The sequence below is a fragment of the Maribacter orientalis genome (genome assembly GCF_900109345.1).
Classification (GTDB): Bacteria; Bacteroidota; Bacteroidia; order Flavobacteriales; family Flavobacteriaceae; genus Maribacter; species Maribacter orientalis.
Window position 1 is genome coordinate 525556 of the sequence record NZ_FNZN01000001.1, and the last position, 24839, is coordinate 550394.

The following is a 24839-nucleotide window of genomic DNA, read 5'->3' on the forward strand; positions in this document are numbered from 1 at the left end:
AAACTTTGAACTTAATTAAGTTTTCCTTCTGCATATAGTCTTCTAATTTCTTTCTTATCAAATTTTCCAACACTGGTTTTCGGTACTAAATCTATGGTCACATAATTATCGGGAATTTGATAGTTGGCAAAATCATATGATAAAAATTCTTTTAGTTCATCATCAGAAATCGGCGTAGAATTATCCGTCAAAACAATAGCCGCCAATGGTCGTTCAGACCATTTTTTATCAGGTATGGCTATTACTGCTGCTTCCTTAATTTTAGGGTGTGCCATTAATGCTAATTCTAACGCAACACTTGAAATCCATTCGCCCCCACTTTTTATTAAATCTTTGGTCCGGTCTGTAATTTCCATATATCCATCGGCATCAATAGTGCTTACATCTCCTGTTCTAAACCAACCATCATCTGTAAAATTATCTCTGTTATTGGTCTTAAAGTATGATTTTATGACCCAAGCACCTTTCACTTGTAACTCTCCCATGGTTTTGCCGTCACGAGGGGCTACCTTTCCATTGTCCCCGACAATTCGCATCTCGATACCTGGAAATTCGATGCCTTGTTTTGCTCGTATTTTAATTTGTTCTTTATGAGATAACGCTTTGTGTTTTTTTTGTAGTCTACTAGCGGTACCAAGGGGTGAGGTTTCGGTCATTCCCCATGCTTGAACACCACTTATACCAAAATCATTTTCAAAATTCTCAATTAAACTAGCTGGTAATGCAGAACCGCCAACTAAGTACTCTTTTAGTGCTAATTTTTTACTTGGAGGGTTCTGTTTCATTTCCTCGTAAACACCCATCCAAATGGAAGGAACACCGTTAGCCTTGGTTATCTTTTCGCTTTCCAACATTTTTATTATCGCTTTAGGTTGTAGATGTAATGAAGGCATTACCATATCTGAACCTGTTAAAAGGCACATATATGGAAAACCCCATGCCATCACATGGAATTGAGGTACTATTAATAGAATTACATCGTCATTGCTATAATTACCTGCGTTGGGTGATAAAATAGTCATAGCATGAAGGTAAGTTGACCTATGGGAATAAAGTACGCCTTTTGGCATACCTGTGGTTCCACTTGTGTAACACATGCCACAAGCATCGTTTTCACTAAGAATAGGCCAATCTATAGTATCTAGTTGATTTTCAATTAAATTTTCATAATGAATGATATTTAAAAGGGTAGTACTAAAATTTTCTGGAGCGTTTATGATGATATACTTTTCTACAGTTTCTAATTTGGGTGCTATTTTTTCTAGTAAAGGAATTAACGTGGCATCTACAAAAATTACTTTGTCTTCAGAATGATTGATAATGAATTCGGTCTGTTGAGAAGACAATCGGACATTTATAGTATGGCATATAGCTCCGATACCAGGTATTCCGTAGTATAGTTCTACATGTTGATAATGATTCCAAGCAAAAGTACCTACCATATCACCCTTGGTAATTCCTAATTTGTTTTTAAGTGCATTTGCTAATTGGCATGAGCGTTTTTCAAGTTCATCATAAGTATACTCATGTCGGTCTCCATTGGGTAAGTATGAGATTAACTTCTTATGAGGAAAAGCACTTTTAGCATACTTTAAAATAGTAGTTGTGGTAAGTGGGTAATCCATTATTAATCCGTTCATATGAAGAGTATTTAAGTTAAGCAAAAGCTTGTCGCTTAAATTTAGTCATTTAATGAAGAGGTTCAATTAAAATTTATTTTAAGCAATTAAGATAGCGCAAAGGCGATGATTTAATAATGCTTGCCATTATTATAAAAACTATATCGCTAAAGCGCATTGTGGTTATCAGAATAATAACCTGACTTATGTTAGATTAATTTAATCTAGCTAGGTTTATGAAGTTTAATTGAACCAAACAGCATACCTTTTTCTTCTTAGCTCGATTGCTAATTGCTCTTCCATTTTTAAAGCTTCCGCTTTCGTTGATATAGGTCCGATATGATTGTATAGACTACCACGAAGGTATAAGCCATATTTATACACAATTGAGGAAGATAGATTATGTCCTTTTTTACTAAGCGAACCATTTTTATGTTGCTCAAAACGTTCTTTGGGTTCCTTACTCGTCATTCCTACATACAGACATTCTAAAACGCCATTAAATTGCGGGTTAGCTTCCCTGAATTTTCTATTTTCAGAGTACACCTTTTTAGATAATTCAATTACGTAAATCGAATATTTATAATTAGGCATAATCTATTTTATTTGTTTGGGATAAGCGTAAAATATACTTACTACCTTTAAATTAAGATTCAAAATAGAAATTTACCCTTTTCTACCCGTAAAATTTTCCATCGTTTTGTAAACCCCTAAAACATCTCCTGTAAACCAATCAAAAATTGAAATAGGTAAAATGGCTTGTGCAAACCGAGTAACTCTATAAATATACCCAGGTATAGAAACCATTTTTTTATTTTTTTCAATAGCCTTTATAATGGTTAAAGCAGTAGTTTCTGGGTCGAGTATAGGAATTTTAGACTTTACCCCATTGAACATACCGGTATTTATATAATAGGGCATTATTGTAGTAACATTAATGTTTTTCTTTAACTGTTCCATTTCCAAACGTAGACTATCTGAAAAGCCTATTAGTGACCATTTAGTAGCTACATAAACAGACATTTTTGGGTTAGAAAGTAATCCGCCAGAAGAGGCAATATTGCATATATGTCCAAAGTTTTTAGATAACATGTTATTAATGAAAGCATGGGTAATATATATCGGTGCATTCGAATTAATATTCAAAGTATTCGTAATATCAGCTTCTGAATGTTCATGAAAATAGTTGCCTACGATAATACCTGCGTTATTAATCAATAGATCTATGCCACCAAAATTATTGATTACTTCTTTGGCAGCGTTATTAATTTCAGAAATACTGGAAACATCAACTTTCATGATCGTAAGCTTTCCTAATGAGGAATACTTTAATCTTAATTTCTCTAAATTATCACTGTTAATATCCCAAATTATAATACTTGCACCCCGTTCTAATAGCAATCGGCACATGATTTCACCAATACCAGAAGCTCCACCAGTAACTAATACTATTTTGTCTTTTAAGTTTTTCATAATTTAAACAGCTGTTTTAAATCTCTTCCACAATAGATTTTCCGTGAGAACAATCTCCTGAGGTCCATTTCCATTCTTCGTGAAGTCTAATTTTACTATTAGAAAGTACCTCAGGAGTCGATTCACATACCCCTGTCATCAGTTCTCCTTTAGTATTGACTTGGTGATAACGCATACTAATATGGCCTTCAGAATCTACTATTCCTATTAAATGCCCTTTGAGGATTTTACCTCCTTGGTAATTAGCCGTTATAATGGAGCCGGATTGCTTGTAATGAAAAATAGTTTCATCTGTTGTTTCTCCGTTTATAGAGGTTTGAACTGGTTTGAAATATTTGTTATTGTAATTCATTAGAGATGGGTAAAATATGATGCTACAAAGAATGAGGCAGTTCGATTATTCTCGTTCTAACTCAATTCCATCTGTCGTGAAAGAGAATGCTTGCGCTCCTAAACCACCAACCATTACCGCTTGAAATAATGGATTTAATTGCTTTTTAGAATACCAATCTATTAAAAAATTAGCGCCACTACCACCAGAATTATCTTGTTGTTCTATAACATAATCAATAGATTCCATTGGTTTAAGGTAGATAGGAGAATCTATATAGCTTCTCACTAAATCGCCTTGGGTATTATAATAATCAATTGTACTCACGAACAGACTATCTCGAATACTCGTATTACGAATACTCAAGGTAGCTGTTAGCATTGTTCTAGTATCTCTAGTCTGATTATAAATATCAGAATAGATTGGCACATATACCTGTCTTATCAGTGAATCTACTATAGCTGTATTTACACGTCTGTCAAGCATATGCTCGTCGAGTATTTCTACAGGTATTTCTTCATTCTTTAAGTCCTTGCAAGAACCAAGAAATGTTAAAAATAACACCGATAAACAAACACTAAATACTACAATTTTTGATTTATTCAAACTTTAGTTTTTATGCTTCCCATTCAGTATGAAAAATGCCTTCTCTATCTAATCGCTCATAAGTATGTGAACCAAAATAATCACGTTGAGCTTGAATTAGATTTAAAGGTAATTTACTTGATGTGTACGCATCAAAATATGTTAACGAATTTGATAATCCTGGAAGCGGAATTCCGTTTTGTGCTCCAAAAGCAACTAATTCTCTAGCGGCACCGACCGAATCTTGTACTTTACTAACAAAGTTTGGTGATAGTAATAGATTTGGTAATGTAGGTTCAGCTTTAAACGCTTCTGTAATATCGGCCAATAAGCCAGCGCGTATAATGCAACCAGCACGCCATATTTTGGCTATTACTGAAATATCTAAATTATAGCCATATTCTTTTGAAGCATCTGCTAATTGGTGAAGACCTTGAGAATATGTAATGATAAAAGAGAAATACAACGCCTTTTCAGAAAGCTCTTCCAATTTAGCCTTATCCATATGTGCGACTATAGGTCTACCATATAGTGCATCTGCTTTTATTCTTTCCTCCTTTAAAGCAGAAAGTTCACGCATACTAACGGCAACATCTATTGATGGTACAGGTATGCCTAAATCCATTGCATTTTGACTTGTCCATTTTCCAGTACCTTTTTGTTTTGCTTTATCTAATATCTGATCCACCAAGCGACCTTTGGTCAGGTCATCTTCTTGTTCAAAAATTTCAGAAGTTATTTCGACTAAAAAGGATTGCAACCTTCCTGAATTCCATTTTGCAAAAGTGGAATGTAACTCATCATTAGTATAGTTACCTCCTTTTTTAAGAACGTCATATATTTCAGAGGTTAATTGCATTAATCCATACTCAATGCCATTATGAACCATTTTTACGTAGTTACCGGCAGATTTAGGGCCTAAATAGGCAACACATGGTTCTCCTTCGTATTTAGCGGCAACAGCTTCAAAAATCGGCTTAATATGTTCATATGCAGATTTTGAACCACCAGGCATAATACTTGGACCTCTACGAGCACCTTTTGCACCACCTGAAACGCCAGCACCAAAAAAGTTAATTGCTCTATTCTGTAATTCACTTTCTCGACGATCGGTGTCGGTAAAAAAAGAATTTCCACCATCAATAATTATATCTCCTTTGTCAATATGAGGAAGTAATGATTCAATAACTGAGTCAACAATTTTACCAGCAGGTACCAGCAACATAATTTTACGTGGTTGCTTTAAATTTTTCACAAAGGTTTTGATATTTGTTGACGCATCAACTTTATTTAAATCTCCACCTTCAGTTTTCAAAGAATTTACTTTTTCATCATCCAAATCATATCCATAAGCAGAAAATCCATTATCTGCTACATTAAGGATAAAATTACGTCCCATTACCCCAAGACCTACTAAACCAAAATCATACATAAATTCAATGTTTTAAAATTAAAATACATAAAAGCCGCACCTTGATTTTATTAAATTTTGATGGACTTAATGCAAATCAAAAATAATTTAAAATATTGACTTTATTTCTAAATTCCATCTCAAAAGCAGGGTATAATGGCTTTCTTTTTAAGATATTTGAAGAATAAAGAATAGAAAGGGTTTATGAAGAATACAGACAATCAAATGCTTATCATTTTTGGAGCATCTGGAGATTTAACAGCGAGAAAATTAATACCTGCAATATTTAATTTATATAAAGGAAATCATCTACCTGAAAATTTTGTCGTACTAGGAGTTAGTAGAAGTGATTTGGGCGATTTAAAATTCCGTAATAAAGCGGTTTTAGAAAGTCCATATTTTGATGAACACCGTGAACAAAATGACGAAGAATATATTCAAAAGTTTGCTGATAAATTATTTTATGAAGATTTAGGGTCTGATTACGATACATCTTACGAACGTTTAGAAAAGCGTATTAGTGATCTTGACCAAAAATATGGTACAGATGGTAATCATATTTTTTACCTGTCTACACCACCTAGCTTATATGAGCCAATAGCAAAAAACTTGTCGGAGCAAGGATTAAATGATGAGGATACAGGGTGGAAAAGATTAATTGTAGAAAAACCATTTGGTTATAGTTTAGATTCTGCTAAAGAATTAAATGATGGTCTTCATACTTATTTTAAAGAAGGTCAAATTTTTAGAATAGACCATTATTTAGGTAAAGAAACAGTACAAAATTTATTAGTTACACGTTTTGCCAATAGTATTTTTGAACCACTTTGGAATAGAAATTATATTCATCATGTAGAAATTACCAATGCAGAAAGTGTTGGTGTTGAGAAAAGAGGTGGGTATTATGATAAATCTGGCGCATTGAGAGATATGTTTCAAAGTCATCTATTGCAGATTGTAGCTCTAATTGTCATGGAGCCACCGTTAAGTTCAGATGCAGAGGAGATACGAAATGAAAAGCTTAAAGCATTGAAGTCTCTTAGAATAATGACTGATAAAAAAACACTTTACAATAATACCATTAGGGCACAATATGTAGCCTCTAAAATTGATGGCAAAGAAGTAAATGGATATCGGGAAGAGGACGGAGTTGATGAAAATTCAAAAACGGAAACATTCGCCGCTATAAAATTCTTTGTAGATAATTGGCGTTGGTCAGATGTGCCTTTCTATGTGAGAACAGCAAAACGTATGCCTACCAAAGTAACCGAAGTGGTAATTCATTTTAAAACACCCCACCATCAGATTTTCAAAGAATCAGGCATGAGCAATAAGGATAACAAATTAATTATTCGTATTCAACCAGATGAAGGAATATTGATAAAATTTGGTGTTAAAGTACCTGGTCAAGGTTTTGAAGTAGAGCGTGCCAATATGGATTTTTATTATTCAAGTTTAACAGAAACACGTGTAATGGAAGCATACGAGCGTCTTTTACTTGATGCTATGCAAGGCGATGCAACGTTATATGCAAGGGCAGATGAGGTTGAAGCGGCGTGGGCATTTGTTGACCCTATTTTAGATTATTGGGAAAATGGAAAGGATGTTAAAATGTATGGATATGCTGCTGGTGTATGGGGCCCTGAGAATGCAAATGACTTAATTGAAGGTGTTGCTGAATGGCGTAATCCGAGCGAGAATTTATCAGATGATCCTGGATTCTGTGTTATTTGTTAAGTTAAAAAAATCAATTTACATTTTAAAAAATGGAAGTAAAAGTATATCAGAATAAGGTTAAGGTTGCCGAGGAATTTTCAAAGTTCTTGATTAAAAAATCATCGAACAAAAAAGCATTTCATATTGCATTGTCAGGCGGTAGTACTCCTAAAATTGTATTTGATGTTTTAGCTAAAGAGTTCTCGAATGATGTAAACTGGAGTGCTATTCATTTATATTGGGGAGACGAACGTTGCGTTGCGCCAGATAATGAAGAAAGTAATTATAGAATGACGGTAGAACACCTTATTTCTAAGGTTGATATACCAGAAGAAAATATTCATCGCATAAAAGGGGAGAATGACCCTAAATTGGAAGCCAAGCGTTATGGAGAATTACTAGAGTCAGAATTACCGAAAGAATTAGGTTTGCCTCAGTTTGATATGATTATATTAGGTATGGGCGATGATGGGCACACCGCATCAATTTTTCCTCATGAATTGAAATTATGGAAATCGCCTGATAATTGCGAAGTAGCTATTCACCCAGAGTCAGGTCAACGAAGAGTTTCACTTACCGGCAGAATTATTAACAATGCTAAAACAGTTGCTTTCTTGGTTACGGGTGCTAGCAAAGCTGAAAAGGTAAGAATCATAATAGATAGGGAAGAAGGGTACTTGAAATATCCTGCAAGCCATGTATCTCCTAAAACAAAAGATTTAATTTGGTTTTTAGATGCTGATGCCGCTGAGCAAATTACTTCAAATCAATCTTAATATTTTCACTTTCTAATTCGAGAATATAATCATTAGAAATAAAAGTTTTAGATTCAAATTTAGTATCACGTTCTTGAGCTTCTAATTTTCTATACTTGCTACGGGCAAAACGTCGTACGCCCTGATCATCCGTTACAATTAAGCCCGGTATAGGAACATTTTTACCATCAGATCCTTTCGCTACCATGGTAAAGTAAGAGGAGTTACAATGTTTTCGTTTTCCAGAAGTTATGTTTTCAGATTCTACACGAACACCAACAACCATAGAGGTACGCCCAGTATAGTTAATGCTGGCTTTTAATGTAACTAACTCTCCAACTTCGATAGGGTTTAGAAAGTTTACTCGGTTTACTGAAGCAGTAACACAATACTGTTGTGAATGCTTAGAAGCACAGGCAAATGCAATTTGGTCCATAAGGCTTAAAATATGACCGCCGTGAACTTTGCCACCAAAATTAGAATGGGAGGGAAGCATTAACTCAGTTATTGAAACTCTTGATTCTCTTGACCCTTTAAATTTTTCCATGTACTTGTACTTTTGACCTATTGAAAAATAATTCTGATTTTACTTAATTTCTGAAATGGGGAGATTTTTCCGGTTCTACCGCAGTGATAAAATATTTGGTGTCACCAAGCCAAAAGAATGTAGCGTATCTTTCGATATAATTTACTTTAACATATTGACCTTGATATTCTTTTAGTTTTTCTATGACATCTTTGTCTTTATCTAATACCGAGAATGCAAATATTTGAGCACCAGAAATACCTTGGCTGATTTCACCTTCCCAAGTCTTGACAATTACCCCTTTATGACTAACTTTTATTAACTCTCCAGAGCGTACTCCTTCACTAAAAGAGACGAAGTAAATAAAAGCATAATAAATACCTCCTATGAGTATTAAGCTTAATAATAGTAAGGATATAATCTTTTTCATAATTTAAATATTCTATGTTCTAATGTAAATGAATCATCAAGTGTAAGATGGGGTCAATATATTGACGAATATTCATTTATACTAATAAACGTTTAAGATGTTATACGTTTTATATGAAAGTATTTTAAAGTTTCAATTTAGGTTCTTCTTCATAATCCGCATCATCTAAAGCGCGCTTTAGTAAAGATTCTGGAATAGATTTTTTTGCTTTGGCCCCCATCTTTTTTAACTTCTCGATACTATTGACAATATTGCCGCGACCATCGACCAGTTTATTCATGGCACCTCTATATTCTCCTTTGGCTTCATCCATTTTCTTACCTACTTTCATAAGGTCGCTTACAAACCCTTCAAACTTATCATAAAGTGCACCAGCCTGTCTTGCAATTTCAATAGCATTTCGCTGTTGCTTTTCATTATTCCACATACTATCTATAGTTCGTAATGTAGCTAGCAAGGTAGAAGGAGTAACAATAATAATATTTTGCTCAAAGGCCTTGTTGTATAAAGAATTATCTTCGTTAATAGCAATCGCAAATGCAGGTTCTATAGGAACGAACATTAATACGAAATCGGGGCTCTCCATTTCATAAAGATCCTCATATTTTTTTGCAGATAACTGGTCGACATGTCTGCGTAATGAATTGATGTGGTCTTTTAGGTATTTGTCTCTTAGCTCTTCATCAGCATTTACATAGCGCTCATAATCCGTTAAGGATACTTTTGAATCGACTATCATTTTCTTTCCATCGGGCAGATTGATAATGACATCGGGAAGCACACGACTTCCATCAGCTCTAGTAAAGCTTTGTTGTACTGTGTATTCACGGTCTTTCTCTAATCCCGATTTTTCTAAAACACGTTCTAAAACCAATTCCCCCCAATTCCCCTGCATTTTACTATCACCTTTTAGGGCTTTGGTTAAATTTTCAGCCTCTTGGGTAATCTTTAAGTTTTGAGATTGCAGATTTAAAAGTTGTTCTCTTAACGCAGAGTGAATACTTATATTTTCTTTCTGACTTGCTTCTACTTTCTTTTCAAATAGCTGAATTTTATCATTTAGTGGAGTAAGAATGTCCTTTATGTTCTTTTCATTCCGCTCGGTAAATTTTAGGCTTTTTTCTTCTAGAATCTTATTGGCCAAGTTTTCAAACTCCTTGGTAAACTTTTCCTGTAGTTTTTCAACCTCTTCTTTCTGTTCTCGGTTCTTGTCGTGCAAATGCTCCATATCGGCTTGCGCTCGTACAATTCTATTGCCAAGTTGTTCTTTTTCAGATTGAAGGATTTGTCTACTTTGCTCTACCTCTTTTAACCGTTCTTGTAAAACAGATAAATTAGTATGCATTTGCTGTTCACGTTCTTCTAAGGCACTTTGGTTCGATTTTGTTTTTAGGTGCCGTATATAATTACCTAGAAAAAAGCCAATAGCAAGGCATAGGATTCCAATGAGGAAGTAAATATAAATTTCGTTCATGAGTGTTGTACTGCGATAACGTAAAGATACTGCATCACCTACTAAATTTTAAAATGGCTTTCCAGATTTAATAAATATATAAATGGTACTGGTATATTACACTGAGGATAGTTTTAGTTTTTAATTTTAAAAGAACCAGAGTTGGCATCAAATGAAATCATATCCGCAGGAAATAGCGTTTCAAAATTTTTATGTTCGATCAGTTTACAAGGTTCTTCAAAAGGGTTAGCTTGCCCGTCTAAAATCAACATTTTATCACATAACTGTATTGACAATTCAATTTCATGACTGGTGAAAAGAATTGTTTTTTCGGTTTTATGTGCTATAGATTTCAAGAGTTTTAAAATTTGAACTTTATGGTACAAATCTAAATGAGTGGTTGGCTCATCTAAAAGTATAATACTCGTATCTTGAACTAATGCTCTCGCGATCATAACACGTTGTAATTGTCCGTCACTCAATTCATAACATTTCTTATCTAGAAATGGTTCAAGCTCCAATAATGAAACACTCTTAGTAATGAATGAAATGTCATCGGCAGATAATTTCCCTAGCCAATTGGTATACGGTTGTCTGCCTAAAGCCAGTAACTCTTTAACTGACATGTTTTTTGAAGCAATAGGTTCTGTAAGTACAACGCTAATCTTTGTGGCTAAATCTAAGGTATCGATTGATGCTAATTCTTTTCCTTCAATTTGAATGGAGCCAGAAATCTTGGATTGAAATCCGCCTATAGTTCGTAGCAATGTAGATTTACCAATACCATTTATGCCAACAATAGCAACAAGTTCCCCTTTTTTTAAGTCAAATGAAATATTCTTGGCGACGACTTTCTTGTCATATCCAACGGATAAATCACTAATATTTAGTACGCTATTTTGTTTTTCGTATTTGATAACTTTATCTGGTTTAGATTAAAACATCATTTTCTTTTTGCGCACTAATAACCATATAATCACGGGTGCCCCAAAAATACTAGTTATCGCATTGATAGGAAGTATACTCATTGAGCCTGGCAGTTGTGCAATGGTATCGCAAATTAGCATTAAAATAGCTCCGCAGCTAAGTGAAGCGGGTATAAGAATCTTATGATCAGTAGTATGGAATAGTTGCCGGGTTAAATGGGGCACAGCTAATCCTATAAAAGCTATGGGTCCAGAAAATGCAGTAATACATCCGGCTAAAAGACCAGTCGCTATAATAATTATATAGCGCGATTTTTTCAATTGAATTCCTAAACTCTTGGCGTAATTTTCACCAAGTAAAAAGGCATTAAGTGACTTAATGGAGAGTATGCTTAATATAATTCCAATAAAAGTACATAAACATAGAATCGCTAATTGCGTCCAAGAAAGATTACCTAAACTTCCAAAGGACCAATACACATATTGTTGTAGTTTTTCTGCTTTTGTAAAATAAGAAAGTACACTCACAAGAGCCGCGGTAATACTACCGAACATTAAACCTATAATTAAAAGTGCCATGGTATCCTTTACTCTCACCGCCACAGTTAAAACGATAAGTAATACTAGAAAACTCCCAACACTTGATGCAACGGCCAAAGCAATATCGTTAAAAGCGGAAAATGTCATAAACCCTGAAAATAAAGAAGAGCCCATTATTAAAAGTGCCGCACCTAAACTAGCACCTGAACTTATGCCCAAAACATAAGGACCTGCTAACGGATTTCGAAACAATGTCTGCATTAAGAGTCCGCTTAAAGAGAGACCACTACCAACCAAGACAGCAGTTAAGGCTTTTGGAATTCTATAATTCCATATGATATAGGAATTTGAAGATTGACCGAAATCAGAATCGAAAATAACTTTCAGCGTGTCGATAACCGATATGCTTACAGAACCAAGACTTATGTTTACTATAAAACATACAATTAGCCCAAGGAGTAGAACTAAAAAATGAATTGCGTATGTAGGGTGTTTAGACAATTAAAGTAAGGGTTTAAAAAAGAACGGTTCATAGTTTGGTAATAAACCAGGATGTAAAATATGAATTAAATCTTTTAATACGAGATCGGGTCTTTGCGGTGCCAGTTCGTAATATAGCGTGCCACCAGTATCACCCATAGTATTGGCCGTAGTGAATATCTTTCTTCTTTTGTAGGCATCAAACTGTAAATAATGTTTGCTTGATAATTCCATTTCCTGATAAGAATCGAATTGAGCAGGGCCAATCCAATATTCAGCATTTTTGGCTATGTCTAAAACACTTTCCCAACTTAAAGAGAGACTTCCATTATCTGGGTTATTATTCCATAGATAATCAGCATTGGCATCTTTTAGAAAATTTGCTGCCCAGCTTTTGCCACCAGGTAAGTACCAAACATCTTTATAAAGCGCACCACTAAGTACTGTTGGTTTTACTGTTACAGTTGCGGCCAATTCTTTAGCATTCAAATATGACAATTCAATGTTCTCAAAAAAGGTATTTGCTTCCTCTATTTTGTCGAAAAATGGAGCGAAAAATTTTATCCATTCTGCTTTTCCTAAAGGAGTTTCTTCTACCCAATCACCATTATAAATAACAGGTATATTAGAACGTTGTAGCGTTTCATAAGCACTGTTTCCGCCATTAATTGTAAAACCAACCACCATCTTCGGTTGTAATGCTAAAACAGCTTCGGTATTTAGGCTTTCGTTGACTCCCAATTCTTTTATTTGCCCATTTTCAATACGTGCTCTGGCCGCCTTTGATGAAATAAATTTAGTATCTGGAAATCCAATAAGCTTATCTAAAACACCTAATTCCTCTAAAGCGGGTATATGTGTTGTTGAAGTTACCACCACATTTTCTATGGGTACCATAATAATAGCATCGAATTCATCTTTGTTTAAGGTTATAAGTCCTAGGTTCTCTTTAGGGATCAAAGCATAAGTGTAAGTTGCCTCTGCGTTCGGCCAAGGTGACAAGACTTTAATTATGGTTATGCCTGATGCCTTATATTCTATTGTAAACCCTTTTGCATAAGTTATCGAAGAACTATTGATGGGTGTTTGTAATAGTGATGAATCCTTTTTTTGTTCTTTGCATCCGCATAAAAAAAGTAGGAAACTTAAAAAGAGTACGTGTTTAAACATCTTTGATTTACTTCTATTTTTCAAAAGTAGTATTATAAAAGTTTACTTAGAAAGATTAAACAAAATGTTTATTTTCGCCGTGAATTTTGGTTTTCGCTGCTTATGGTGGTGAAATTAAAAGGGAATCCGGTGCAAATCTGGAACTGTTCCCGCAACTGTAAGTTTATGTCAACTACATCTATTGGCAAATAGATTTCGATTGGTACTTCTGTAGAGAAGATGTTATTTACTTCAAAGCCACTTTGTCAACTGAACCGGTTCAGAAAACATGGGAAGGCGAAATAACATAAAACAAGTCAGGAGACCTGCCTTATTCAAACAACAATGTTAAACTTTCGGGATAAAGGTTTGCGTATGGGTACAGACATACTACGCTCCCGTTTATGAATTTAAACGAATGAAAAATTATTTTTTGTGGCCAACGGTCACAATATTACTATGCGCCAAAGTTGGTGGACAGGAGAAACAAGATTCCATTAATACATTACAGTTAGACGAGGTTGTCGTCAGCGATTCACGTTTTGAATTAAAGCGTGAAAACTCTGGAAAGACGGTCATTTCCATTTCTCAAAAAGAACTAGAACAGAACCAAGGTCGTTCTATTGCCGAAATTATCAATACTAAAAGTGGGATTGAAATAAACGGAACTAGAAGTTTTGCGGGGCAGAACTTATCTACCTATGTTAGAGGAGGTAACAATCGCCAAGTTTTAGTAATTATAGATGGTATTCAGGTTTCTGACCCATCTGGTACAAGTGCAGAATATGATTTAAGACTATTGAATACTTCTCAAATAGAAAGCATTGAAATTTTAAAAGGAGCAGCAAGTACACTTTACGGTAATTCTGCAGCAACAGCGGTTATAAATATTACAACCAAACAAGCCAAAAAAGAAGGACTTTCTATGGAAGTGATTTCGAGTATGGGTACCAACCAATCTCAGGATGACCAAAATTATAATATCTCTGATTTTTCAAACACGGTGAACCTTAATGCTAAGAAGGGGAAGATAACATTTTTGGCTTCCGGAGGTCATCAGTTTACAGATGGATTATCTGCAGCTGTAGGTACTGAATCAGATGCATTGTCACGAATAGATGGAAATGTAAAGCTGGGTTATCAAATTTCTAAACGTTTTGACATATCCGCTTCTGCATATTATAATAAGTTGAACAGTGATTATGATAACGGATTTCCAATAGAAGATGCCGATTTTTCATTTACTAGTGAACAGTCACGATTTTCATTGGCTTCTAAGTATAGTTATGAGAAGGGTAGTATACATGTCAATACAGCATTCAATCAAATAGATAGATTTTTTATTTCTAGTTTTCCTGCTGCTTACAATTCTCGTTCTTATGTATTAGACGTTTTTAACAAATATACTTTTGCAGAAAAAATTTACACGATAGTTGGTTTAAATTATATTGATAATCAAACCTTGTTTTTAGAGGAGCAAAATTCGAACACTGTTGACCCCTATGTGAACATGGTATATGTTGGCAATGATGGCATAAATTTAAATGCAGGAGTTCGTTTAAATAATCATAGTAACTATGGCTCTAATTTTATTTATAACATTAATCCATCTTACAGGATGAATATAAACTCTGGGTATTTAAAGTTCATGGGCTCATACGCTACTTCGTACATAGCACCAAATTTATCACAATTATACGGTCCTTTTGGAGCCAATCAAGATTTAAATCCTGAAGAAGATACTACTATAGAAGTTGGTTTAGAATATAAATTGTCAGAAAAGTTTATACTTAACGCTGTTTATTTTAATAGGGCTGAAGATGATAGAATCGAATACGTAACGATTGATCCAAATACATTTGAAAGTCAATATCGTAATTCAGCAAATACAGTTCATTTTAATGGAGTGGAGGTAGGCTTTAGTTCAAAACCTTTTAAATACTTTACATTGGATGCGAACTATACGCTTACAAGTTCTAAAGAAGGCTTGGCATTAAGAGTACCAAAAAATAAAGCTAATGTAAGTTTAGGATACAGTATTGGAGTAAAAACCTATGTAGCACTTACGTATCAATACGTTTCTGACCGAACAGATACTGATTTTGCGACTTTCTCAGAAGTTACTTTAGGTAGTTTTAGTTTAGCTAACCTACAATTGAAACATGATTTCTCGAATAGATTTGGAGCCTTTATAGCCGTTGATAATATTTTGAATGAGGAATATATAGAGCTAGTGGATTATACGACTAAAGGAAGGAATTTACGACTAGGATTTAAAATGAGTTTATAAAAAAAAAGGACAGCTATTTAGCTGTCCTTTTTTTTTCGTTTTGTATGGTCTAAAATTCTAAATTATAAACCGTATCATCAATCATTTTATCATAGATAGGATTACGAACTTTAGAACTTATAAAAACTTCCATCGGGTTTAAAACGGTAAAATCACGTTTTCCGGTTTGTCCTGTAATGGCTTCTATGGCTCTGGCTAATAATGGCTCGTTCTGTTCCCCTAAAATGCCTAAGTTACCATAATCTTCCTTCAAGATAATATCTGGCTGTAAACCGCTAGTAAAATCAAAAAAACCATCTGCATTCTCGTTCCTACCAATTAATGGTTGAATGGCCCATTGATTATTTGGGTTAATTTTATTTACTCTAGACGGTGTGTACAAGTAAGAGTTATCACGATCATCGACCAATGTAGTGGAAAACTCGTTTTTACCTCTCGTTACATCCCCAATTTGAATAACATCGATATAAGGTTCTAGGCTATTGATCAATAATTCGCTAGCTGACGCAGAACTAGAAGAAGTAAGTACATATAATTTAGTAAAGCCTAATGAATTGATTGTTTTTCCATTAACCTTATCAGCAAAATACACTTCTAATTGGCTATCGTTAAATTGATTTTGAAGTTTATCATTGTATCTTTTTCTTAAAAACACATCTGATGTATTTGTACCATAAATCATACTAGCTAATAGACGTGTAGTATTTACCGAACCACCAGGGTTATAGCGCAAGTCCATTACCAAATTCGTTATTCCGGCAGATTTCAAAGCTTCAATAGCGGCATAAAGGTCATCGTCATATTCATTTGTAAATTGGTTATACATAATATAACCTATATTTTCACCACCAATTTCGAAGGACTTGGAAATTAAAACTGGGTTTTCTGCAAGAGCTTGCGCTTTGGTAAGTGTTACCTCTTCTTCATTGGGAACAATAGTACCGTTCACAAAATCTGCCATATTTAGGGTATACGTATCGCTTCCTGTAAAAAGGAGTTCCTCATAATTTGACAATGTTAAAGTTTGCCCATCAACACCAGTAAACAAATCTCCTCGTAAAATATTTGCAGTAGCAGCATTTGAATTTGGTATGATGTATCGAACAACGCCAAATAATTCTTCACTATCCTGAAAACGAACTAGTCCGAATTCGAGACCATTACTTTTAGATATACCGGCTAAAGAGTTGGTGAGTTCACGATAATCTTCATTATAAAAACTAAAACGATCTTCAATATACTGTAGTTTGTTTTCAAAAAAAGCTGCAGGGTTATCTTCTGAATCCAAGAAGGCAGTGTATTCTGCGCGACCTTCTTTGGTATTTACAAAACGATCATCGCCCAAATCATCAACGTTAGCTTGCCAGAAATACCAAAAGTTCATGGCTTTCCACATGAAATCTTGAACTTCTACATCAGCAGAACCATCTGGGTCAATGGTTTTGGTTAAGATCAAATCTTCGTCCTTAGAACAAGAAAAAATAACCGTTATAAAAAGTAATACTAAAATCTTCTTCATAAATAGGGAAACTAAAATCTTTTAATTTTATTTCTTTTGGTTAAGTGAAAATTTTGAGGTAGATACGCTGTTGTTTAATAGTAATGTTGCATTTCTAGGATCATGTAGTTTAGAACTCGAAATAACACGCGCAGGAATCATCACATCGAAACTTCTTTTAGCTCCGATACCGGTAATTTCTTGAATTGCTCTTGCTAGAAGAGGTTCGTTAGCATCACCAAGAACCCCTAAATTGGTAATATCTTCATCAAGTTCAATATCAGGAATTAATCCGTCAGCATAATCAGAAAAGCCTGCACTATTTTCCACTCTACTAATAATAGGTTGAAGACCCCATTGTACATTAGGATTTATATTATTTACTCTAGTTTCATCATAAACATTGCCACCTTCTGGATCATCAACAAATAATAGGGAACCTTGGTTTTTACCAACTGTTGTAGAGCCGATATGAACTACATTGATATAAGGTTCTAAACCGACCATTACTAATTCACTTGCCGAAGCCGAACTTGAAGTAGCGATAATATATACTTGGCTTAGATTTAATGTATTTAAAGGAGCGTTCGAATTACCATCGAAAGTACCGGTGGTGCTCACAAAATAATTGTCGGTTGAACTACTGGCGATTTCTGCCTGTAATTTTGCATTATAAGTAGTTCTAAAAAGTAAATCTGAAGTACTAGTGCCTTTTATTAAACTAGCTAAAATGGTAGCAGTAGTACCTCTACCACCTAAATTGTATCGTAGATCTAAAACCAAATCGGTTACACCTTGAGACATAAAATCGGCAAAAACGGCATTCATGGCATCTTCTGAACCGGATACAAATTGGTTGTACATGAAATAACCAATTTTTTTATCTCCCGATGTAATAACTTCAGTTACATAAATAGGGTCTTCTTGTAATCCTTCCTGTTTAGTTAAAGTAACCTCCTTATCAATTGGGCTAATAGTATTATCTACTATTTCTGCCATGTTTAAAGTATAAGTGTCGTTATCACCAAACAGAAGATCTATATAGTTTGTTCTATTTAAGCTTGTGCCATTTACCCCAATAAATACTTCGCCTCTTTTAATATCTTTATTAGATGCGTCAGAATCTTTAATAATATATTCAACATATCCGAAAACATCATCAGTGTTACCTATTAATGATAATCCGAATTGCAGACCATTACTTTTAGAAACACCTGCAGAATTATTTACTAAATCTGTATAATCATTACTATAAAAAGTAAATCTATCTTCAGAAAAAAGCAGTTTATTCTCTAAAAAATCTACTGGTTCTGGGTTGGCAGTAAGAAATTCTTCATAACTGGCTTGAGTATCATAACGGTCATCTGCCAAATCTGGCACATCACCTTGCCAAAAATAATAGAGGTTTAAAGTTTGCCAAAAAAAGTTTTGAACTTCAATGTCAACTACAATTGGTACTTCCTCCTCAGGAACTTCGATTACTTCTTCTTCAAGTATAGGGTCATCATCATTTTTATTACAAGAAATAACAACGAAGCCTAAGCATAGGAGGGACAAGAAAAAATTTTTCATAGTTTTTTTTATTTTTATTTGTAACAATAAACATTCCAATTTATAGAACACTCATAAGAATGCAATAATATATATCATTTTAAATACGGATATATTTGTCGTAAGGATGTTAAATTTAGGAACAAGCAATCAAATTAAAAATTAATTGTAACAAAAATCGTTCAACTTCGTCTTCTTTTTGTAAACCTGTTAGCAAGCTTACAAACAGCCAAACCAAAATGAAACAAACAGAGTTTTTAAATATTGTATTACCATTTAAGGATAAATTATTCCGTATGGCCAAAAGGTTATTGGTTTCAACGGAGGAAGCTGAAGATGCAACGCAAGAGATTCTTATAAAGTTATGGGATAAGAAGAATAAAATGGAGACCTATAATAATGTAGAAGCGTTTGCGATGACCATGACTAAAAATTTCTGTCTGGACAGATTGAAATCTAAACAAGCCGGTAATTTAAAATTAGTACATAGTAATTATACCGATTCTAGTACGTCACTACAAAGTGAGTTAGAAGCAAAGGACAGTATTAGTTGGGTTGAACGGATTATGGACGAATTACCAGAACAACAAAAAATGGTATTACAATTGCGAGATGTAGAACAATATGAATATGAAGAAATAGAAAAATTATTGGATATGAAACCTACAGCCATACGGGTAGCTTTGTCCAGAGCTCGAAAAACCGTAAGGGAAAAATTAATGGAAAAGCACAATTATGGAATTGTATAAAATAGAAAAATTAATAGTGAAATATTTTGAGGCTACCACCACGGTTGCTGAAGAAGAAACACTAAGGGAGTATTTTTCAAAAGAGAGTATTGCACCTCATTTAGAGCAACATGCGCCTTTGTTTAATTATTTCACCAAAGCAAAAGAAGAACGCTTTACCAAACAGGTCCCATTAAAACCTAGAATAAATTATTTGAAATGGGTTTCTGTAGCGGCAATAGCAGTCTTTATGTTCGGGTTGTATTTTTATCAACCAACACCAGCCCCAGTTACTTTAGCAGACGAGTATACACAAGAAGAAATTGAGTCTGCACAAGAGGCTTTTGCCTTATTAGCAATGAATTTTAATAAAGGTACTGAGCAACTGTATCATTTAGAAAAATTCGAAAAAACAACAAATAAATTTTTAACGAAAAAATAATTAAAATGAAAAAGATAGTACTATTAACAATGTTGGTTTTGGCTCCGATTATTTCAAGAGCTCAAGATATTTTCGATAAATACGAAGATAATGACAAGGTAACCTTTGTTGCCATGCAACCTAAGATGTTTCAGATGTTAGGTAAAATGAGTGTAAGCTCAGATGATCCAGAAGCAAAAGAGTTTTTTGAACTCGTAAATTCCATAACAAGTTTTAAAGTCATTACCACTGATGACGCGGCTATTTCTAAAGATGTAGATAATTGGGTGACCAATCGCTTAAAAAGTTCATCATTTGAAGAGTTAATGCGAGTTAGAGATGGTGGTTCAAATGTTAAATTTTATGTAAAGGAAGGTAAAGACAGTGATCATGTGAAAGAACTTTTAATGTTCGTAACCGGTATGAAAGATATGGATATAGACATTAATGGTAAAAAATTAGAAACGGTTTTACTATCCTTAACAGGAGATATTAATTTACGATCAGTTTCAAAATTGACCGATAAAATGGATCTACCTGGAGGTGATCAATTAGGGAAAGCATCTAAAAAGGGGAATTAAATAATAATCAATAAGCGTTAATCCCCAATTAAATTAACGCTTTTCATAAACAAGTATTCATCAATTCATCAATCACTTTTATCCTAAAATAGGGTAGAGGTACTAAAAACAACAATCATGAAAAAAGTAGCAGTAGTATTTTTAATGGCAATTTTACCTGTATTGGGTTTCTCACAGTCTGTATTCGATAAGTATGAGGATATGGATAACGTAGGTTCAGTAATCGTGAACAAAGGTATGATAGACTTAGTCTCTAAATTAGGAGGAATGAGTGATGATGCCGAAGCGAAGGAATTTATGGATGTAGCTAGCGGACTTAAAAATATAAAAGTTTTTATGACCGAAGACGCATCGGTTTCGGCGGATATGTCTGCAACAGTTAAGAAATATCTTAAGTCTTCGAAATTAGAAGAATTAATGCGTGTAAAGGACAAAGATGTTAATGTTAAGTTCTATGTTAGAGATGGCGCAAAAAAGGACCATGTGACAGAATTATTAATGTTTGTGTCGGGATTGGATAATGTAGAAATAGGTGATCATGGTAGAAAATTGGAAACCGTTTTGGTCAGCCTAACTGGAGATATTGATTTGAATAAAATTGGGTCGATTACCAACAAAATGAATTTACCGCAAGATTTGAATAAAGCTTCTGGTAAGTAACTAATTTTTAGAAAAGGACCTTTCGTAAAACCGGAGGGTTCTTTTCTTCAATTTTAAAAAATGCATTATGAAAAAAGTATATTGGGTTTTAGTAATGGTATTAGGTTTTACCATTTCATCTTGTTCTTCAGAACAAAGTTTACAGCAATATTTTATTGCAAGTGCCGAAAATCCGAATTTTATGTCTTTCGATTTACCTTCTAGTCTTTTGAATTTAGAAAAGGCAGAATTAAGTGAAACTCAAAAAAAGGCGGCAAGTTCCCTTAAGAAGTTAAACATTCTAGCTTTTCAGAAAAAGGAGCATAACACTGCCGATTATGAAGTGCAAAAGGCAGCTATTAAGACTATTTTAAAAAGTTCAGATTTTAGCGAATTAATGAAGATGAATACATCTTTTGGAAAAGCTACAATTCAATTGAAAGGAGACGATGATACTATAGACGAAATTGTAATCTATGGCGATAATGACGAAAAGGGATTAATTCTTGTTCGTGTTTTGGGTGATGATATGAACCCAGCTAGTTTCGTGCAATTGATACAGGCTATGGAAAAATCTGATTTTAACGGTAAAGGCCTTGAACAACTTGGTAATTTAATAAAAGGCTAATCATCCTTCATCATATTAGTTTTAAATACAACCTGTTACGAATATGTAATAGGTTTTTTTTGTTTTAAATTGTGGTTTAAATGTATTTTTAATGTGACCTATAAAAAAAGATTGTGTCCTAATAATTGAGGACAATTAAATAACAACCTAAATAAAAAACTATTTAGAATGGAAGATGCACAAGTATGGATTGAAAAAGGAATTGATTTTATAATGGTATTTGGACCAAAAATAATTGGTGCGATTCTAATTTATATTATTGGTTCTTGGGTTATAAAGAAGTTAGTTGGTGTTGCCAGAAAAGGTATGACCAAACAAGAATATGACGAATCACTCAAGAAGTTCTTATTAAGCTTAGTAAAATGGGCACTTACTATCTTTCTAATTATTACCGTTATATCAACATTAGGTGTCGAGACTACAAGTTTTGCTGCTGTAATAGCCGCTGCTGGTTTGGCAATTGGTTTGGCCTTACAAGGATCACTATCCAATTTCGCTGGTGGTGTTTTGCTAATTATTTTTAAACCTTATAAAATTGGAGATTTAGTTGAAGCACAAGGTGTTTTAGGTAATGTAAAAGAAATCGAAATCTTTACAACTAAATTGATTACCCCTCAAAATAAATTGGCTATTATACCGAATGGTGCGATGGCAAATGGAAATATAATCAACTATACGGCAGAAGGTAAAATGAGAGTTGACACCACTGTAGGCGTAAGTTATGATTCTGACCTTCAAAAAACGAAAGATGCTTTATTAGCTATGTTAGTGGCAAACCCTAAAGTATTAAAGGATCCAGCCCCATCGGTTAATGTATCTGAATTAGCAGATAGTTCTGTGAACCTTGCCGTACGCCCTTACTGTAAGCCAGAAGACTATTGGGATGTATATTTTGCAACTATAGAAGGTACAAAGAAAGCCCTGGATAGTGCAGGTATTGAAATTCCTTATCCACACGAAGTTCAAATTAATAAGTAATAATAATAATAGGAAGAAAAAAGACCACCGAAAGGTGGTCTTTTTATATAAGGTAATTTTAAAATTAATACACTACAAATATTATATACCCGTATAATTACTAGGTGATATCTGTTTAAGTTCTTTCTTTATAGTATCAGAAACTTCTAAGGTATCGATGAAATTAGAAATAGAATCTTTATTTATTTTTTCATTTGTACGTGTAAGTCCTTTCAAAGCCTCGTATGGGTTTGGATAACTTTCTCGCCTTAAAATAGTTTGAATGGCTTCGGCAACAACCGCCCAATTATTTTCTAAATCTTGCTCAAATTTATCTCTATTTAATAATAACTTGTTCAATCCTTTTAAAGTAGATTGAAAAGCAATCATAGTATGGGCAAATGGCACACCTACATTACGAAGCACTGTACTATCTGTTAAATCCCGTTGTAATCTTGAAACTGGTAATTTTGCGGATAAATGTTCGAAAATAGCGTTAGCAATACCAAGGTTACCTTCTGAGTTTTCAAAATCGATTGGGTTTACTTTATGAGGCATTGCAGACGAACCAACTTCACCGGCCTTAATTTTCTGTTTAAAATAGTCCATGGATACATATGTCCAAAAATCTCGGTCTAAATCTAAAACGATAGTATTAATACGTTTAAGAGCATCGAAAAGTGCGGCCAAATGGTCGTAATGTTCAATCTGCGTTGTTGGAAAAGAATGTTGAAGACCTAACTTTTCTTGAACGAAATTTTGACCAAATTCTCTCCAATCTATAGATGGGTAGGCAACCAGATGGGCATTAAAATTACCGGTAGCACCACCAAATTTTGCAGCACTTGGTATATCGTTCAATAAATTAAATTGTTCTTTTAATCGAACTACATAAACCATAATTTCCTTTCCTAATCTCGTAGGAGACGCAGGTTGACCATGTGTTCTTGCTAGCATAGGTATATCTGCCCATTCTAATGTTAGAACATCTAGCTTTTCAAGTAATTCGAAATATTGAGGAACATAAACCTCATTCATCGCTTCTTTAATAGAAAGCGGAATGGCTGTGTTATTAATGTCTTGTGATGTTAATCCGAAATGGATAAACTCTTTAAATTTTGAAAGCCCTAAAGAATCAAAAGCCTTTTTTATAAAATACTCAACCGCCTTAACATCATGATTGGTTACTTTTTCTATCTCTTTAATTTCTTGAGCATTTGCTGTAGTAAATTCAGTATAGATTTTACGCAGATCTTCGAACTTAGAAGAATCAAAAGAAGATAACTGCTTTAAAGGAATCTCGCAAAGAGCAATAAAATATTCGATTTCTACTCTTACCCTATACTTAATCAATGCTTCTTCAGAAAAATAAGGAGACAATGAATTGGTTTTTGAACTATAGCGACCGTCGATTGGAGAAATGGCATTTAATGCGTTAAGAGACATAATTAATGGTTGAATTAATAAGCGGCAAATATACCTATTCATACCATAGATTAAAACACTATTCGCTTTAAGTTGCAGTCAAAAAGTGATTTTCAAATAAAGAAAAACGGAGTTGTAATACTATTAGGCTAGCTTTTTTCAAGTGCCTTTAAAGTCATTCTTGCGCGTGCTTTATATGCAGCGCTCCCATTTTCATAATTCTGATTTAAAATAAGTTTTAGTTCGGGATGAATCCAGGTTATATTTTCACCAAGCAATAAAAGGGTTGTCATTGAATAGGCTTTAGGGGCAACTTTATGGTCGCCAATGAGCCAATCGAATGCTGCTTCAGCAATAGTATTTAAATGTTGTTTGGTAAGTATTCTTTTTGAAAGAGATGACTTGACAGAATAATGATGTTCAACTAGAAGCATGCATATTTTTGAGGCAGGTCGAATTGATGATTCTAAGGTTAAACTAGATAGTGAGCACAAAAATGAATCGATATAAGGGAAAATAAATTCTAACTTTTTCTTTATAAGAAATTCTAAAACCCAACTTGCTTTACAAGATATAGGGTCTATATCATCTTTAAAAATTTCTATTAAAATAGGAATGAGATGGGCATTTTCTTCAATTTTAAATACCATCTTACTACGATTTTCTCGAGTTGCATTAACATAATTCAATGCATGGCAAAGCTCTTCCTTGGTCATAAAATTGTATC

Annotated in this window: 25 protein-coding genes and 1 riboswitch; of the genes, 9 read left to right on the top strand and 16 right to left on the bottom strand. The window is 33.9% G+C overall.

What is annotated here, in order from left to right:
- Positions 1 to 11: 11 nt before the first annotated feature.
- From BMY56_RS02215 to gndA, 6 genes are all read right to left on the bottom strand, one after another.
- Positions 12 to 1640, bottom strand: a complete 1629-nt coding sequence (locus BMY56_RS02215) for a long-chain fatty acid--CoA ligase (RefSeq protein WP_091619299.1) — start codon at positions 1638 to 1640, stop codon at positions 12 to 14.
- A 222-nt stretch (positions 1641 to 1862) separates the two neighbouring features.
- Positions 1863 to 2213: a ribose-5-phosphate isomerase gene (locus BMY56_RS02220; protein ID WP_091619301.1), complete on the bottom strand. Its 351-nt coding sequence runs from the start codon at positions 2211 to 2213 to the stop codon at positions 1863 to 1865.
- A 72-nt stretch (positions 2214 to 2285) separates the two neighbouring features.
- Positions 2286 to 3092, bottom strand: a complete 807-nt coding sequence (locus BMY56_RS02225; protein WP_091619303.1) for an SDR family NAD(P)-dependent oxidoreductase — start codon at positions 3090 to 3092, stop codon at positions 2286 to 2288.
- Positions 3093 to 3108: 16 nt separating this feature from the next.
- Positions 3109 to 3444, bottom strand: coding sequence for an avidin-fold protein (locus BMY56_RS02230; protein ID WP_091619305.1), 336 nt, complete (start codon positions 3442 to 3444; stop codon positions 3109 to 3111).
- Positions 3445 to 3489: 45 nt separating this feature from the next.
- Entirely contained in the window at positions 3490 to 4029 is a 540-nt protein-coding gene (locus BMY56_RS02235; protein WP_091619307.1) for a DUF3124 domain-containing protein, read from the bottom strand.
- A 10-nt stretch (positions 4030 to 4039) separates the two neighbouring features.
- Positions 4040 to 5440, bottom strand: coding sequence for an NADP-dependent phosphogluconate dehydrogenase (gene gndA, locus BMY56_RS02240; RefSeq protein ID WP_091619309.1), 1401 nt, complete (start codon positions 5438 to 5440; stop codon positions 4040 to 4042).
- Between the two features lie 183 nt (positions 5441 to 5623).
- Between gndA and zwf the strand changes: the two genes are divergently transcribed.
- Both zwf and pgl read left to right on the top strand, forming a co-directional pair.
- Positions 5624 to 7156 carry a glucose-6-phosphate dehydrogenase gene (gene zwf / locus BMY56_RS02245; RefSeq protein ID WP_091619311.1) on the top strand — a complete coding sequence of 511 codons (1533 nt, stop codon included), beginning with the start codon at positions 5624 to 5626 and terminating at the stop codon, positions 7154 to 7156.
- Between the two features lie 29 nt (positions 7157 to 7185).
- Entirely contained in the window at positions 7186 to 7911 is a 726-nt protein-coding gene (pgl, locus tag BMY56_RS02250) for a 6-phosphogluconolactonase (RefSeq protein ID WP_091619313.1), read from the top strand.
- Here pgl and BMY56_RS02255 read toward each other — a convergent pair.
- The 6 genes from BMY56_RS02255 to BMY56_RS02280 all read right to left on the bottom strand — a co-directional run bounded on the left by BMY56_RS02255 (position 7892) and on the right by BMY56_RS02280 (position 13415).
- Positions 7892 to 8437, bottom strand: coding sequence for an acyl-CoA thioesterase (locus BMY56_RS02255; RefSeq protein WP_091619315.1), 546 nt, complete (start codon positions 8435 to 8437; stop codon positions 7892 to 7894). The two genes, pgl and BMY56_RS02255, sit on opposite strands and share 20 nt — an antisense overlap.
- 43 nt (positions 8438 to 8480) lie before the next feature.
- Positions 8481 to 8846, bottom strand: a complete 366-nt coding sequence (locus BMY56_RS02260) for a 6-phosphogluconate dehydrogenase (protein ID WP_091619317.1) — start codon at positions 8844 to 8846, stop codon at positions 8481 to 8483.
- Positions 8847 to 8970: 124 nt separating this feature from the next.
- Positions 8971 to 10320, bottom strand: coding sequence for a DNA recombination protein RmuC (gene rmuC, locus BMY56_RS02265; RefSeq protein ID WP_091619319.1), 1350 nt, complete (start codon positions 10318 to 10320; stop codon positions 8971 to 8973).
- A 113-nt stretch (positions 10321 to 10433) separates the two neighbouring features.
- The gene (locus BMY56_RS02270; protein WP_091619321.1) at positions 10434 to 11216 is read right to left on the bottom strand and encodes an ABC transporter ATP-binding protein; all 783 of its coding nucleotides are present in this window, start codon (positions 11214 to 11216) and stop codon (positions 10434 to 10436) included.
- 18 nt (positions 11217 to 11234) lie between these two features.
- Complete coding sequence (locus BMY56_RS02275; RefSeq protein ID WP_091619323.1) at positions 11235 to 12266, bottom strand: FecCD family ABC transporter permease; 1032 nt, start codon at positions 12264 to 12266, stop codon at positions 11235 to 11237.
- On the bottom strand, positions 12267 to 13415 hold the full coding sequence (locus tag BMY56_RS02280) for an ABC transporter substrate-binding protein (protein WP_091619325.1): 1149 nt from the start codon (positions 13413 to 13415) through the stop codon (positions 12267 to 12269).
- A 70-nt stretch (positions 13416 to 13485) separates the two neighbouring features.
- Positions 13486 to 13742, top strand: a riboswitch (cobalamin riboswitch).
- A gap of 70 nt (positions 13743 to 13812) precedes the next feature.
- Here BMY56_RS02280 and BMY56_RS02285 point away from each other — a divergent pair.
- Complete coding sequence (locus BMY56_RS02285) at positions 13813 to 15684, top strand: TonB-dependent receptor plug domain-containing protein (RefSeq protein ID WP_091619327.1); 1872 nt, start codon at positions 13813 to 13815, stop codon at positions 15682 to 15684.
- Between the two features lie 49 nt (positions 15685 to 15733).
- On the opposite strand, the gene BMY56_RS02290 is transcribed toward BMY56_RS02285, so the two are convergent.
- Positions 15734 to 17203: a S41 family peptidase gene (locus BMY56_RS02290; RefSeq protein ID WP_091619329.1), complete on the bottom strand. Its 1470-nt coding sequence runs from the start codon at positions 17201 to 17203 to the stop codon at positions 15734 to 15736.
- 27 nt (positions 17204 to 17230) lie between these two features.
- Positions 17231 to 18754, bottom strand: coding sequence for a S41 family peptidase (locus BMY56_RS02295; RefSeq protein WP_091619331.1), 1524 nt, complete (start codon positions 18752 to 18754; stop codon positions 17231 to 17233).
- A gap of 218 nt (positions 18755 to 18972) precedes the next feature.
- Between BMY56_RS02295 and BMY56_RS02300 the strand changes: the two genes are divergently transcribed.
- The 6 genes from BMY56_RS02300 to BMY56_RS02325 all read left to right on the top strand — a co-directional run bounded on the left by BMY56_RS02300 (position 18973) and on the right by BMY56_RS02325 (position 22708).
- Positions 18973 to 19482, top strand: coding sequence for an RNA polymerase sigma factor (locus BMY56_RS02300; RefSeq protein ID WP_091619333.1), 510 nt, complete (start codon positions 18973 to 18975; stop codon positions 19480 to 19482).
- On the top strand, positions 19469 to 19903 hold the full coding sequence (locus tag BMY56_RS02305; RefSeq protein WP_091619335.1) for a hypothetical protein: 435 nt from the start codon (positions 19469 to 19471) through the stop codon (positions 19901 to 19903). Before BMY56_RS02300 ends, BMY56_RS02305 begins: the two co-directional genes overlap by 14 nt.
- 5 nt (positions 19904 to 19908) lie before the next feature.
- A complete protein-coding gene (locus tag BMY56_RS02310; RefSeq protein ID WP_091619337.1) occupies positions 19909 to 20463 on the top strand; it encodes a DUF4252 domain-containing protein in 555 nt (184 codons plus the stop codon).
- A 117-nt stretch (positions 20464 to 20580) separates the two neighbouring features.
- On the top strand, positions 20581 to 21123 hold the full coding sequence (locus BMY56_RS02315; protein ID WP_091619339.1) for a DUF4252 domain-containing protein: 543 nt from the start codon (positions 20581 to 20583) through the stop codon (positions 21121 to 21123).
- Between the two features lie 67 nt (positions 21124 to 21190).
- A complete protein-coding gene (locus BMY56_RS02320; protein WP_091619341.1) occupies positions 21191 to 21730 on the top strand; it encodes a DUF4252 domain-containing protein in 540 nt (179 codons plus the stop codon).
- 168 nt (positions 21731 to 21898) lie between these two features.
- Positions 21899 to 22708: a mechanosensitive ion channel family protein gene (locus tag BMY56_RS02325; protein WP_091619343.1), complete on the top strand. Its 810-nt coding sequence runs from the start codon at positions 21899 to 21901 to the stop codon at positions 22706 to 22708.
- A gap of 81 nt (positions 22709 to 22789) precedes the next feature.
- Here the strand turns inward: BMY56_RS02325 and purB are convergent, their stop codons facing one another.
- Together purB and BMY56_RS02335 are read right to left on the bottom strand one after the other, a co-directional pair.
- A complete protein-coding gene (gene purB / locus BMY56_RS02330) occupies positions 22790 to 24133 on the bottom strand; it encodes an adenylosuccinate lyase (RefSeq protein ID WP_091619345.1) in 1344 nt (447 codons plus the stop codon).
- A gap of 128 nt (positions 24134 to 24261) precedes the next feature.
- Complete coding sequence (locus BMY56_RS02335) at positions 24262 to 24828, bottom strand: adenylosuccinate lyase (RefSeq protein WP_091619347.1); 567 nt, start codon at positions 24826 to 24828, stop codon at positions 24262 to 24264.
- Between the last annotated feature and the right edge of the window lie 11 nt (positions 24829 to 24839).